This window comes from Undibacterium sp. Di26W (genome assembly GCF_049340265.1).
In the GTDB taxonomy this organism is placed as follows: domain Bacteria; phylum Pseudomonadota; class Gammaproteobacteria; order Burkholderiales; family Burkholderiaceae_D; genus Undibacterium.
Map to the genome: position 1 here is coordinate 138,241 of NZ_JBMPOR010000001.1, position 15,138 is coordinate 153,378.

7 protein-coding genes are annotated in these 15,138 nt (G+C 53.4%); 4 read left to right on the top strand and 3 right to left on the bottom strand.

Annotated features, from left to right (window positions below; genetic code table 11):
- Window positions 1–488: 488 nt before the first annotated feature.
- The 3 genes from ACO0LM_RS00575 (at window position 489) to ACO0LM_RS00585 (ending at window position 7,288) form a co-directional block, all read left to right on the top strand.
- Window positions 489–2,081: an alpha-N-arabinofuranosidase gene (locus tag ACO0LM_RS00575; RefSeq protein WP_423033305.1), complete on the top strand. Its 1,593-nt coding sequence runs from the start codon at window positions 489–491 to the stop codon at window positions 2,079–2,081.
- Entirely contained in the window at window positions 2,078–3,685 is a 1,608-nt protein-coding gene (locus tag ACO0LM_RS00580; protein WP_423033307.1) for a glycoside hydrolase 43 family protein, read from the top strand. The genes ACO0LM_RS00575 and ACO0LM_RS00580 overlap by 4 nt, the downstream gene beginning before the upstream one ends.
- A 411-nt stretch (window positions 3,686–4,096) precedes the next feature.
- On the top strand, window positions 4,097–7,288 hold the full coding sequence (locus ACO0LM_RS00585) for a TonB-dependent receptor (RefSeq protein WP_423033309.1): 3,192 nt from the start codon (window positions 4,097–4,099) through the stop codon (window positions 7,286–7,288).
- A 418-nt stretch (window positions 7,289–7,706) separates the two neighbouring features.
- Here ACO0LM_RS00585 and ACO0LM_RS00590 read toward each other — a convergent pair whose 3' ends face one another.
- A complete protein-coding gene (locus ACO0LM_RS00590; protein ID WP_423033311.1) occupies window positions 7,707–9,308 on the bottom strand; it encodes a serine hydrolase in 1,602 nt (533 codons plus the stop codon).
- A 333-nt stretch (window positions 9,309–9,641) separates the two neighbouring features.
- Between ACO0LM_RS00590 and ACO0LM_RS00595 the strand changes: the two genes are divergently transcribed.
- Entirely contained in the window at window positions 9,642–9,947 is a 306-nt protein-coding gene (locus ACO0LM_RS00595; RefSeq protein WP_423033969.1) for a recombinase family protein, read from the top strand.
- 69 nt (window positions 9,948–10,016) lie between these two features.
- Here the strand turns inward: ACO0LM_RS00595 and ACO0LM_RS00600 are convergent, their stop codons facing one another.
- On the bottom strand, window positions 10,017–12,875 hold the full coding sequence (locus ACO0LM_RS00600; RefSeq protein WP_423033313.1) for a glycoside hydrolase family 2 TIM barrel-domain containing protein: 2,859 nt from the start codon (window positions 12,873–12,875) through the stop codon (window positions 10,017–10,019).
- Between the two features lie 48 nt (window positions 12,876–12,923).
- Window positions 12,924–14,969: an alpha-L-arabinofuranosidase C-terminal domain-containing protein gene (locus ACO0LM_RS00605; RefSeq protein ID WP_423033315.1), complete on the bottom strand. Its 2,046-nt coding sequence runs from the start codon at window positions 14,967–14,969 to the stop codon at window positions 12,924–12,926.
- Between the last annotated feature and the right edge of the window lie 169 nt (window positions 14,970–15,138).

Consider the following 15,138-nt stretch of genomic DNA (forward strand, 5'->3'; position numbering starts at 1 on the left):
TAAGCTAAATTAAGTTGATGTCAATGGAATAATTGACTTTATGTTGTGCGCTAACATATTTGCGAGGCTGCGATTTCATGCCTTCATTAATTTACTCGCAATGCGGTCGATGACTTGCGCATGATTGAGGTTTTGCAATCATTTCTTAAGCAGAATTTTGATTGGATTTTGACTGGATTCGCTCATTGAATTTGCTTTGCCGAAACGCAGTTTACATAGGGCAATGAAAGAATATAATGGAACGCATTTCTTAAAAAAATCCAAGCGCATAACCTGCTTTTCATTTTCGGCGAAGAGATGTTGGGAGCAGCCTGGCTATTGATTTTTTCTATCGCATTGGTGTCGTCAAATGGTTTTTGCTTTTTTTGACGCACTCGTTGTAATTGTTTGCGCTACCAATGGTGGGTAAATCATTCAAAGGAAATGGAAATGCTGCATTTTGCTCAAAAATACACAAGAAAAATACACTAAGAAAAACAGGAGACTTCATGAAATATCTTTATTCCAGCCTCGCCACGCTGGTGTTTGCTCTGTCGTCGATCGGGGTCGGTGCTGCCGAGGCGACGAAGACTGCCTCACTCACGATAGACACCGGTATGGACGCCAGTATAGACGCCAATAAGCCTGGGGTTACCATAGACCGGCGTATCTTCGGTCAGTTTGCTGAACATCTTGGACATGGTATCTATGAAGGAGTTTGGGTAGGGCCAAGTTCGACGATTCCCAATACACGTGGCATTCGCAATGACGTGGTGGCGGCACTGAAAGCGATCAGGGTGCCGGTCGTGCGCTGGCCAGGTGGCTGTTTTGCTGATGAATACCACTGGCGTAACGGCATAGGTCCGGCTGACAAGCGGCGTGCGGGCTTGAATCCTAACTGGGGTGGGGTGGTAGAGCCAAATACTTTCGGCACCCACGAATTCATGGATTTTGTCGAGCAAATCGGGGCAGAAGCCTATATTTCTGCCAATGTTGGTACCGGTACGCCGCAGGAGTCGGCAGAGTGGCTGGAGTACTTAACTTCCGAACATACAGCCCTGGCCCAGGAGCGGGCAGCGAACGGACATCCTGCACCTTACAAGGTGGCGTTCTGGGGTATAGGCAATGAAAGCTGGGGTTGCGGCGGTGCCATGAGCGCTGATTATTACCTGAGTCAGCTCAAACTGTATTCCCGCTTCAGTAGGAATTACCTGAATGGCCAGAAAATGCAGCAGATAGCAGTTGGTCCTGATGGCGGCAAGACTGAGTATACCGAAACCATCATGAAAGCATGGCGCGACAAGGTCTGGAGCTGGAATATCGATGGCCTGTCCCTGCATTCATACACGGTCAACGGCTGGCCACCAGCAAAGAAGGCGACCGGCTTTGGCGAGGATGAATATGCCAGTTTCATCAAAGAGACGGTGGGCATGGATGATCTTATCAAGACGCATTCGGCCATCATGGATAAATATGATCCGGCAAAAAAAATTGCCCTGGTGGTTGATGAATGGGGCTCATGGCTGGCACCTACGCCAGGCAGCAAACCGGGCTTTCTGATGCAGCAGAATTCGCAGCGGGATGCCATTCTCACAGCGCTCAATTTCAATATCTTTGCGCGACATGCAGACAGGGTGCGGATGACCAATATCGCGCAGATGGTGAATGTGCTGCAGGCCATGATATTGACTGACAAAGAGCGTATATTGCTGACGCCAACTTACCACGTCTTCAAGATGTATGTGCCATTCCAGGATGCAACGCTGGTGCCGGTCAGCATTGATGCTGGCACTTATGCCTTCGGTGATGTCCGTCTGCCGAGGGTGGATGTCATTGCAGCAAGAGACAAGGGCGGCAAGCTGTGGCTGGCGCTGACCAATGTCGATCCCAATGCGGCGGTCAGCATCGCCATCAATCTGCGTGGCATGAATGCCAGTGCAGCGCTTGGTGAAACCTTGACGGCGCCGCGCATTGATGCAGTCAATACATTTGAAGCGCCTGAAACGGTTACTCCCAAGCCAGTGAAAGTCAGTATCAGTAGTAATAAACTGGCATTCACATTGGCACCGCAGTCCATCACTGTACTGGGGGTTCAGCAATGAGCGGCGTATCTTCCAGTCATAAAACGGCGCATGTCATTCGACATCAAATTGTGCGACGCACCGCAACGACATTGATGGCGGTGCTGTGCATATTACATATCGGTATATCCGATGCGCAGGCCAGGTCGGGTGATAATGGGAATGGCACCTACACCAATCCACCGCTGTACGCTGATTACCCTGACCCTGACATCATTCGCGTCGGTGAGGATTTTTACTTTGTCAGCACCACGTTTGCGAATAGCCCTGGCCTGACTTTGCTTCATTCCAAAGATCTGGTTAATTGGGAATTTGCTTCGCATATCGTGCCGAAACTGAACGGGATGGAGCAGTATGATCTCAAGAATGGGAATGCGTATCGTGGCGGATTGTTTGCCGCCAGCCTGCGATATCACCAGGGTACGTTCTATGCGGTGGTGACGCCGGTCAAGCAGAATACCCGTATCTACTACAGTAAGGATGTCAAAGGCCCCTGGGCTTACCATGAGCTGGATCGCGCTGCGTTTGACCCTGCCATGTTCATAGAGCCTGATGGCAAGGGCTATATCGCGACTTCCATTGGGTCGGATGGTACGGTCAACTTGCTGAGTCTGAACAGTGACTATTCAAAGGTGACGGACTCGCGCAAGATTCATTACATCAAGGGGGCGGAAGGTTCCAAACTGGTCAAGCGGGGTGAGTATTACTATCTTTTTAACGCATTGCCATCCACTCTGACGCTGATCGTATCGCGCGCCAAGAGCCTGTCCGGTCCCTGGGAATCGCATGCGCAAATCGATGATCGTACCGGTGGGCATCAGGGTGGGATTGTTGATCTGCCGGATGGCAACTGGTATGGCTTCGTGATGGTCGATGCCGGCCCCATCGGGCGCATGACGAATATCAGCCCGATTTTTTGGGAGGATGATTGGCCAGTGTGGGGCAGTAAAGACGCACCGGGCCAGGTGCCGGCAGTCGCCCCCAAGCCCATCCTTGGCAAGCCAATCACAAAATTGGCGACCTCTGACGATTTCAGTGCGCAAACCCTGGGCATGCAGTGGCAATGGAACCACAATCCGGATGACAGCCTCTGGTCCTTGCGCGAGCGGCGAGGCTTTTTGCGACTGGAAGCAACCAAGGCAAACGAGTTTTGGGCGGCGCGCAATACGCTGACCCAGAAGGGGCAGGGGCCCTGGAGTCGTGGCGAGGTTGAGATGGATGTCAGCAATGTGCTGGCCGGTGATGTATGCGGATTTGGCACCATGGGAAAATTTAACGGGCACATCACTGTCCAGCGTGACGCGGCAGACAAATTGTTTCTGAGTATGGAGGTCATAGAAGACACCGCGATCGGACGACAGACCGAAGTGCGGGTGTCATCGCGCCCGATCAGTGTCAGCAAGATTCATTTGCGCACGGACATGGATTTCAGAAAGAACAAGGCTGAAGTCGCTTACAGCCTGGATGGCAGAACCTGGAACGTGTTGGGCGGCAGTTTTGATCTGGGTTATGACTGGCGGACTGGAACCTTCCAGGGGCAGCAGTTTGCCTTGTTTTGCTATAACCCACGTCCAGATCAGGGCTATATCGACGTGGATTCCTTCCGTTTTACTGATCAGCCTTAGGTTTTCCCAGGTCTTATTTTGATGCTGCCCGGAATCTTTCCGGGCAATTTTTTTGGTGGAAATGTTAGCGCAAACAATTTTATCAAAAAACCGTATCCGCGTAACAACGCAAGTGATAAAGATGATTGACGCGAAATTCCAAAAAGGCGACTATGCAAATGGTAGCGCTATTTATTGCAGTATCATCGTTGTTATGCGCAAACAAAGTAGCGGCATATCCAGTACCAGAGAAAGAGGAGGAAACCAAGCTGGTGTTTGCTGATGAAACAGTTTATCGCCAATGAAGCAGGGCTGAATGTGCGGTATTTGTTTGCGTTACCACAATCTGTTTCTCGTAATAAATAAAAATTGAAGCGTCAAATAAAGACGCAAACAACAATGGCACAAGATGCCGCATAAAAGGAGACATGCATGAACCAAAGAACAAAGGGTGCCGTTCGGCGTCGATTGGGTACAGGGAGTGATGTTTTTGTCACTACTGTCCTTGCTGGCCTGATTTCCAGCGCTTATGCTCAGTCGGTACCCGCACCTACACCGGCCCCAACACCGGCACCAGCTTCGGCTACGGCGGCTGAAAAAGACAAGGAAAAGGAAAAAGACAAGGTAACCCCAACCGTTACGGTGAGCGGCTATCGCAGTTCGCTGGCTCTGTCTGCCAATGAAAAATACGAGAACGTAGGGCTGAGCGATACCGTGTTTTCGGAAGACATGGGCAAATTCCCTGATCCTAATATTGCCGATGCCCTGGGCCGTATTCCTGGTGTGAAGGTTACACGTGCTGAAATCGACGGTGAAGGCCTGAACGTATCCATTCGTGGCATGGGACCAGCCTTTACTCGCGTGCTGCTGAACGGTGCACCGATGGCTTCAGCCTCGGCAGGTAGCTGGGGTGGTTCCATCAGTGCCAACCGTGAAGTCGATATGGACTTCCTGCCGTCTGAACTATTCCGCAGTGCCAGCGTATACAAGAGCCAGCAAGCCAGCCTGATTGAAGGTGGTATTGCCGGTACCGTAGATATGCGCAGTGTGCGCCCTTTCGACAAGAATGGTTTCCGGTCCGCGATTACACTCAGTGGTAACTACCGCGATCAAAGTGGTAAAACGGGCACGACAGGTTCCGGCCTGATCAGCAATACCTGGGATACTGGCCTTGGTAAATTCGGTGTCCTGGTCGGTGCGGCTTTTGGTGATACCAAGTACAAGACTGAGGGTTTCCAGTCGGTGGACATGCGTAACTTCCAGCTGAAATCCTTCCAGGCAACCGCTGCAGACAATCCTAATAGTACTGGTGGCGGCTCGCAATCCACCCCGGACACAGTGCCGTCAGGTTTGGCGCTGAATGATTTGCCTGCCTATGCACGTTCAATTCTGGTGCCAGGCAAACAGATTGACCGCGCCATGTTGCTGGCATTGAACCCGGGTGCCACCATCCAGCAGATTGATAATGCGCTGATGGCCCGTCTGGGTCGACATTTGATCTATGAAGGTGAGCGTAAACGTTACGGCGAAGTCGTCAGTCTGCAATGGCAGCCGAATGACAAGCTGGATGTCTACATGGACATGGTGTTCGCCCAGAAGGGCAACAAGATGGTTTATGAGGGGATGAACGCCGGCACGCGTGCCAACACCGTCATTCCTATCGGCATGGAATTTGATCGCAGCGATTGCACGGTCGGTTGCGTACTGACCAAGGCCACGTTTGCGAATACTTTCTGGTCCCTGGAATACCGGCCTATGGAAGAAAAAACGCTGTTCCGCAGCTTCAATCCTGGCTTCGAATTCCGTCCTAACGACAAGTGGACCATAGACGGCCATGTCAACTTTACCAAGAGCACGTTCTTCCGTGACATGCCTACGGTATTGTTGGCCACCACGTCGCCCAACTCTGTCATTACTTATGACAACACAGTTCCAGGTCAGTCACCAACCTATGGTGCTAACCTGAATATCAATGATCCGAAAAACTTCGGCTGGAATCAGGCAGGGCAGGGCTTGTCCGGTTTGCGTATGGATTTGTATGAGCGTACCAATCAAACCAAAGGCTCACGCCTGAACGTTAATTGGGGCGACAGCAGCTTCAGCATCAAGTCTGGTGTGTCGTATGACGATATCGAGCGCCGTTATCGCAGCTATTCTACTGCAGATGCATGGATGAACGTTGCTTGCGGCAATAACGTCAACTACCGCTTCTTTGCACCGAACACGCAGATTCGTCAACCTGGTTGTGATGGTCGCAGCACACCTGGTGTGATAACGGATGCAGCTACAGCCTACCCAGGTTATGGTACTGGTTCTACGGCTGGTGTAACTACGCCGCTGACTTACCAGGGCTCTGTGGTCACCAATGCAGGCGTGCCGAATTATGCTTATGCAACGAACCACGGTTTTATCGGCGTTAATTGGCCCAAGTTTGCTCAGGATACGGACTATCAGTATTTCCGGGACAATATTTACAAAGGCTTTGCCAATGGTAGCGGTGGTTATATCCGCGAGGTAGTGGATGCGTTCTATACAGAAGCAAACGGTCGCTTCAACTTGTTCGATGGCACGCTGCGCTACAACGCCGGTGTGCGTTACGCCAATACCAAACAAACGATTGGTGCTTTGAGCGTGGTGGCTGATCCGCGCAATGCCACGTTGAAGAATGGCGGCCTGTATGACAATATTGGTGTCTGGGCGTATGAAACAACCAGCTACAGCAATGTACTGCCATCCGCAACCCTTGCCTATAACATCACGCCAAAACTGATTTTCCGTGCATCAGCTTCCAAGTCTTTGACACGTGCCAACCCGGCCGATCTGAGGCAGACCATGCTGACCATTGGTGACCAGGGCGCGCGTCAGGGTAATGTGACCAACCCCAACCTGAAACCTTTCGGGGCGAACAACCTCGATCTGGGGCTGGAATATTATATGACCCGTGAAGCCTATGTGTCGGCCAGTGCCTTTGCCAAAGACATCGTCAGCCGTCCTGGTCAGCGTATCATCACGTACACGCTGTCACAACTGGATTCCATGTTTGGTACAGTGGGCCTGACAGCAGCGCAGCAACAGTCAGTCGATGCCAGCGGTGGACGCGACAAGCATCTGGTCGAGATCACCGAGCCGTATAACATCGATACCAAGCTGAAAGTACGCGGTATCGAACTGACCTGGCAGCAACCGCTGGACATGCTGCCAGTCAAGGGTTTTGGTTTTACCGCCAATTACACTTACACCAATCAAAAGGATGAAGCACCAAATGCACCACCGGTCTCTGGCGTTCCACCACGCACCAGCAACCTGACGGTGTACTACGAACGCAACGGTCTGAACTTCCGCGTCTCGCGTCAGTACACAGCGTCGCACGTGGTGAATACCAGCACAGGTTTGAGTGTGGCAGGTGGTGCATATGCCTACACAACAGATCGTACGCAAGTCGATCTGTCGGTAGGTGCCAATCTGAAACGCTTGTTCAATTTCCCCTACAACACAGACCTGACACTGAGCGTATGGAATGCCAACAAAGCCATCAGTCAGTCATACACACAGTTCAGCAATGCCGTGTTTGATGAGTACAAACCAGGCGCATCCTATACCTTGTCTATGCGCACTTCGTTCTGATGCTGCAAATGGCCGCTTGCGGGCGGCCTGCTGAAAGCATAAAGAGTAGGGCATGATCAGGTAGCGAATGACCCAAAAAAAGCCCGGCAGACAACATGTTTGCCGGGCTTTTTCACGAGTTAATTCAAGCATCAGGTACTAATACCGGTTTCCTCGACTGGTGTGACAAATAAGGGGAGAAGAGGGAAAACGGAAAAAATAGCACGCTAAGCCTACGGCGCGATTTTGGAGGACTTCCAGCCCGGATGACAGGCCGCTTACGTTATGGGTTGTCTGATGCCGGCCGCAATCGCAGACCCAAGCTTATGCGCGCGATCACCCCGGCCGGTATCCGACTACTCTTAACGATCTCTGCCGATAGTACTCTCGACGGTCGCGGTGCAATTCCAACTTCGGCCCATCTTTGGATTGCTATTTTTCAAGGTTGAGCCGCGCCATTCGCGTCTGCCTTAAGCGCATGAAGTCTCGCTAGGGCATTCGTGGCGTTGTTGTCGCGTTCCAGGACCTTGCGATAGCTGGCAATGGCGTGTGCCGGCATCCCCGCTTTTTCGTAAGCCTCGCCGAGGCTGTCATAGGTAATGGCCGATTTCGGAAAGATGGTCGTATTCAATTTGAAAACTTCGACCGCCTCGCGGTGACGTCCTTGTCCGAGTAAATCATAGCCCCACAAGTTGACTGCCCCCTGGTCGAGGAAGAAGTCGGCCTTACGATGTCGGAAAGCCCGGTATGCCGCCTCCACTTGACGGTAATGATCAACCTCGAGAGCGGCCACGAATTCGAGCGGTGCCAGTTTCTGCCTTAGGGGATAAGTGCGATCGATGATTTTGAACCCGAGATCGTCCACGTCTACCAGTTGCGAATTGGATAATACAACGCAGCCAACTCCGCTATTTGAGTTAAAACCTAAAAAACTGCTGAAGCCGAGGTTTCGCCCTGTATGCTGCCAAATGACACCCTTTTTGGTGAACATTCGGAGCCAAGCAAGCGCTTCGGACTTATCCGGAAAAGGCTTTCTCATATACAGCACAGCGGGCTCCAGCGCGCTTGATTTGGGAGCCATCATCGCGGCGAGGAACCGCAACATATCGCTCGCGCTCGACTGCACACCGCCGCCCGGATAATATCCTGGCATGCTCACGACATCGGGAGAAGGCTTCAGTTCGTCCCCGTAACCCACGGCCCGGCGGGCCCGCAGAGAAGTGTCGGCCCCGAAGCCGCTGTCTGCCATGCCCAGCGGGCCAAAGATTCGCGTGCTTACCAACGTGGGAAAGTCCGTGCCGGCACGCTCGGCCAACGCCCACCCCAGCAAGCCGACAGCGAGGTTGGAGTACTCAACCTTGCCCGGTATTCGTGTGAGCTTGGCTTCGGATACGGCGCGGTACAGTTGTGCGGTCGAGAATCCAAGCCTTGCGACCCGGTCATAGTTCTCTTTCTTGTCCGCTGAGTCGCGTGGCAGGCCCGAGCGGTGCATCGACAAATCAGCCAAGGTAATGGAGCGACCACCAAACACAGGCACCGTAACGCCGTCGGGTACATACTTTTGCACAGGGTCGTCGATTGCAACCTCTCCTTTGACTACCATGTCGGCCAGGATCAACGAGGTGAACAGCTTTGTGACCGATGCGATCTCGAAAATTGTATGTTCATCTGCGAGCGTGCCAGTTGCCAAGTCGGATGATCCGACTTTGTAAAATCGCGGTCCCGACGCATCGAGCACGCCAACCACGATCGCCACGGGTCCTGCTTGGGCATTCCATTCGCGCTGGCGGGCTTTTGCCTCGATGGCCGCGACACGCATGGTCTCTGTTGCACGAGTATGTATGGCAGCCTGTATTTCTGCACTTGACAAGTTGGGTCCGTCGGCTGCAAAGACGCCAGTGGCAGGAAGTGCGGCGACGAAGAGCGTCACGCTCAGTGTCCTAACGAAGGTCGAATATGTCGATGTCAAAATGATCCCCAGAATGATTTGGTTTTTATACCACGCAAACTTGCGCAGCCGAGGAAACTCAGCATGAAGCATGCCAAGACATAAATATTTGATTATGCAACCTACGGGGTTCGTACGCTACGTGTTCGGTAGACGCGCGGACAGATAGAGCCGGACAGTTCCGGACAGTAGCGTGGTCAACGCGTCCGTGCGTCGGCCGGAGACGCTCGCGTGCATCAGTTCGCGTCTGTAACGGCGGCCGGCATCGGACAACCCTTAACGAATGCGGCCTGTCAGAAAACAGTTGTTTGACGACAGATCGACAGGCGATACCGAAAGCTTACACGTGAAGGCGTGTGAAGGCGCGAAAAATGCAGCATTCGCCAACCACACTGCACAGGTTTTCCGTATATGCTCGTCGGGTACATGCGCGTTTCGTCCGGGTCGGACCGTCAAAACATTGATTTGCAGCGCGACGCGCTGCTGTTCCATGTGTTCGGCGCGCTTGCCCAGTACGAACGCGCCTTGACCAAGGAGCGCGTGACTGCCGGGCTCGCAGCCGCGCGCCGGCGTGGCCGTGTCGGTGGCCGGCTGAAAGACGATTCCCTGCTTCAATACCTCGCGCCGCTCGGCTGGGAGAACATCAACCTGACAGGAGACTATGTGTGGCGTCAGAACCGTAAGATTGACAAGGGAAAATTTCGAGCGCTACGAACACCTGAAAAATCTTAGCGTGCTATTTTTTCCGTTTTCCCTGTTCTCCCAATAGCAGTCCTCCTTCCATCGAACGCAATAGCATAATCAGCGCGATTCGCCAAACAAGATGTCGACCGTGTTCGACAGGGTGATACCGAGATTCGGAATACGTCCCTTCTGACCGGCTGGCCCCAGTTCAGACGCTGGATGAAACTTGTCACCGATTGGCGCGATCGAATGCAGCAGCGAGATATCGCCGAGCGGGAATTCTACCTTGGTGGCTTTCGGGGAACTCGCTTCGCCTGCTGGCGCTTCTTTTGGCGTGAACATCCGCAACGCGATATCGTCACTGTGGTTGACGAAAACCAGCGGCAGGTTTGTCGTCTCCAGTTTGGCCCAGTAAACCTTGTCGTGATAACCCTTGAATTCAGGATACTGCCAGCTCAGGCCAGAGACGGTGTCGTTGTAGTCTTTCTTCCATATGTTGAACCCGACCCCTTGCGTACGGTTTTTCCAGACCCGATAAGGGCCTTTGCCCAACCAGCGCATAGCCCTGACCTGTGCTTCAGGATAATCGAAGCTCACGCCCAGATAATCGGCGCTCTGCGAGCGGCCTTCCATCCTGTATTTGTATGACAGGGTGAGACGGCCAGCGGCGCTCAAACGCCATTGCACGGACTGGAGATTGCCGCTGTAGCCGGCATCGATCAATACATCTCCACCTTGCTCAGTGGCACGAATTTCTTTCAGCGTGGCAGTGCCGGTCACCAGGCGCGGGCCATTGGTCAGCGGGACCACCGTGGGCCCCTTGCGCAACTGACGCAGATAGCCAGTGCTCTTGTCGATGGTGACGCTGATATCACCAGCTTTGAGTTCGAATGCATCTGCCTGTTCCTGCACGCTGGCGGAGCCTGCACCTGCACCGATGGCACGATGCTGATCCTGCCATTGGGCGGCCGTTTGCGCGGCGACTGCATTTGCGCTGGCGATCATCCAGCTCCAGGTATAGATTTCGTGGCCACTGCTGTCCACCGCGCTCAGGTATAACGCATCCTGTTTCGACCAGTTTTCTGGCAGGTCGATCCGGGTATTGCCACGCAAACCTGGGCCCACATCGGGTGACTTGAGTTTGCCTTGTGCCGTGACCTGATAACCGGTTTTGTTCGATGCGAGTGTATCGAATTTCACCAGCTTCCATGTCAGCTTGACGCTGGTCAGATTATTGAAATCATAGCGGTTTTCAAGCTGAATGCGGCCATCGAAAGTGGGTTGCAGATATGCCTTTTCCGCCAGCGGCAGATACACTGGCGACCAGATCTGCTTGATAGCAAAGAAGCTGCCTTCTTTTTCGCGGTAAGGTCCGACGATACCGTCCGGTGCGCGATTGCCCCAGACGTCGACTTCGCCATTCTTGTCGGTGCGGACGATACCTTCGTCGGCAAAGGCCCAGATAAAACCACCCGCGCTCAATGGATTGCCGAGCATCGCGTTCCACCAGTCGTTCAGTCCGGCGGCGGCGCCGCCATCATACAAACCGTGCATGAATTCAGTCGGCATGAACACATCGCGTCCGTGAAACAGGGATGTCGCGCAACAGTCGTAATGGGGATAATGCGAGGTATCGATGCCGCCGTAGTTTTCCCAGGGATGGATCACTGGGCGCTTTTGCAGGTCATACAGGTCGTAATGTGAATCAACACCACGCGGGAAACCGCCTTCATTACCATTTGCCCAAAACACGATGGAGGGATGATGCTGGTCGCGCCTGACCAACTCTTGGACCAGTGGCGCGGCGACCTCGGTGTCGTAGGCTTTTTGCCAGCCGGTCAGTTCGTCAATCACGTACAGGCCGACTTCATCGGCGACGTCGAGGAAATGTTCATCGGGCGGATAATGCGACATGCGCACCGCGTTCATGTTCATTTCCTTCATCAGGCGCGCGTCGATATAACTGAGCTCCTTGCTGGTCGTGCGACCGGTGGTCGGCCAGAACGAATGACGGTTCGAGCCTTTCAGTCGAATTTTATTGCCATTGACGTACACGCCGTCCTGCTTGCGCAGTTCCATGGTGCGAAATCCGATCACCTTGCTGATCTGATGCGTGACTTGTTTGCCATTCAGCAGTTCAAACAACACCTTGTAGCGCTGGGGGTTTTCAGCCGACCAGGGAATGACATTGTCTATGTGCGTATGCAAATGCAGCGCTTGCTGCGCACCGGCGAACGCAGCCAGAATTGGTTTGCCGAGCAGTTTGTCGTCGAGCGTGGTCAACAGGACCCGCACGCTGGCACCCGCCGGTACTTGCTTGCTCAGGTAAACCTCGGCATCGAATTCGCCGGTATGACGGGCGTCGAGCGTGACGTGATCGATATTGGCGACCGGCTTTGCCTCTAGCCATACCGGACGATAAATGCCGCTGAACAACCAAAAATCAGAACTGCGTTCAGCCCGATTGACCGAGGCATTGTCGGACACCCGCTTGACGCTCACTTCCAGCAGATTGTTTTCGCCAGCCTTGAGCAGCGGCGTCACATCGTAGCGGAATTCATAGAAGCCGCCCTGATGGACAGGCCCGGCAAGCTGGCCGTTGATCTTCACTTCGGTGTCGGTCATGGCACCACCCAACACAATCTCGACCTGCTGTCCTTTCCAGCCAGCCGGCACCTGGAACTGATGGCGGTATTTGCCGACATTGTCCGGCACCGCTTCCTTACCCCAGTCCTGACCATAACGGTAAGTGCCAAAACCTTCAAGTTCCCAGTTCGACGGAACAGGGATGGTTTTCCAGGCGCCGCCATTGCGTCCTGCGTCCAGGAAAAATTCCCAGTCCACCCGGTGATCCTTATCGGTGCCGCTCAGATATTTGATCTGGGTGTCTACCGTGTTGGCAGTGGCGGCGTGGCTGGAGGTGCTAATGCCGAAGCAGGCGAAGGCAATACAGAAACTGCCGAATATTTTTTTCATGGGGTAGGGCAATTCTTAGTTTGGTAGTCTGGTAGTTTCGTATTTGATCTATCGGCTTGTCCGTGACAGTACCAGCACGGTCACAGAATAAGGCGCGAAGCTGTAGTTGAATTGGGAGCCTAAACCATGTGCCGCACTGGTTACCGGTACGATCTTGCCTGGCACGTCGATGGTGTTGGTATCGTCCGGTGCATTCGAGCGCAGGATTATCGCCTTTCCTTCCGGTGCCACCTTGATGGGGCCCGCCAAGTCAACCTTGACCATTTGCGGTGTGCCGATAGCATTGACGACCTTCAGATAGATTTCGCCACGTTGTTCCGACGTAGTGGCGGAAAAAAACAGGGTTGGCACTTGCTTGGCCGCCGGTGCTGGTTGATCCTTTTTCGCCTTGGGCTGCCAAGTCTGAGTTTGGATATTTTCTGCTACCAGCGGCAATGAGACGTCACCCAGATAAGTATTGAACATCTTTTGCACGTGATAGGACGGAGAGCCGTAGCTGGTCTGCGCGTCGTAGCCAATAAGGTTGCTTCGCCATTGCATGCCGCCCGGATTGACGTTGACCAGCAAAGGGGCATAACAGGACATCTCAATGATATCGGCATTGCGCTCCATGCCGGTCATCCACGCGGCATCGGCCAGTGCGGAAATCAGGTTGGTGGTGGGAGCACCCTCGCGCGCTGCCCATTCGCCAATAAAAATTTTCGGCCCGCTGCGGCTATAGCTGTCATAGCGGCTGGCGTCACTCATCATTGCCAGAGGGTCGTAGTAATAATGTTCGTCAATCAGGTCTGGAACACGGCTGGTCAATAACTGACGCTGGCCAAGGCTGTCCTTGCCATTCACGGTCGAAATCAGCTTTAGCTGCGGATACCTGGCCTTGATCGCATCATGGAATTGGGTATAGCGGCCATCGTAGGTCTTTTGCTTGTCGAATCCATCCTCATTACCAATCTCGACATACCGCAATTTGAACGGTGCCGGATGGCCATCTCTGGCGCGTTGCGCGCCCCATCTGGTGTTGACGTCACCCATTACATATTCGATTTCTTCCAGCGCTTCCTCGACAAACGGTTGCAGCGCAGGGCCGCCGGGTATGGTTTCACCTTTCAATGCATAACCAGCGAACACTGCCAGCACCGGTTCAGCACCCATGTCTTCGGTCCACTCCAGGAATTCGAGCAATCCCATGCCATCGGAAGAACGGTATTTCCAAGTACCGGGATGTCCCGGGCGCTGCTTGAGTGGCCCCAGCGTTTCCTTCCATTTGAAACGGGTGGCAACGGTATCACCTTCCAGGTAATTGCCGCCTGGGAAGCGCAGGAAGCCTGGCTTCATGTCTACCAGTTTCTGCATCAGGTCGATGCGATTGCCGTTAGGCCGGTCTTTGTATGTTGGCGGGAACAGCGAGACAAGGTTGAACCAGACCGTGCCGGGGCTTTCCGTCGACAGCACGAGCCGGCTGGCCGCAGTCGGCTTGATATCTGGCCCGGTCTTCAGTGTGACGGTATATTGCTTCCATTCGCCATTGATCTTGCCACCCTGCGCCTGTGCATACACGGTCTTGCCATCGCTGCCTTCGAGGGCGACGGTGATCGGTACTCCGCCTGCGCCTGCGGTCTTGGCATAGAAGCTCGCGCGGTAACTTGTACTTGGCTTGATGGGAATACCCCAATAGCCATCATTCGCGACACCGACCCGGTGGCCTGTCGATGCATGCGCTGCGTCGAGCCGTAGGCTGGTCGTCAATGCAGTCCCGACAATCGGAGCGCGCGTGTCGAGAGTGATGGATGCCGTGCCATCCGTATCTTGCACCAAGGACCAATGCACCGCTGCTTTTTCGTCATCCTGGAAAATACGATTACGAACCAATTCTGCGTACAGTCCACCATCGTAAGAATAATTAATTTCTTCTGTCATCAAACCGTATAAGGTGGGACTGACGGGAATGCCGGGTTTGGTCAAATCTATTCTGACAGTCGTTTGCGCGGAGGCGAACGCGGACATCAGTATGCTTGCCAGCATCAGGAGTGACAGGTAACGGCGGCCAGTCGATTGTGTATGACAGGAATGGATCAGTTTGATGCGGCTGTTCATGGGTGGATGACCTTTGATGGAAACTTTGCAAGTAACACTGAAACGTAGAAGACAATGATGCCTGGCCAACTGGCAGATTGTGTCGCGGTGAACGAAAATAAGCTAAACGAAATCGCGGTAGAAAATTTCCATAGCCTCACTCTCAAACATAAATTTGAATGCATATTAT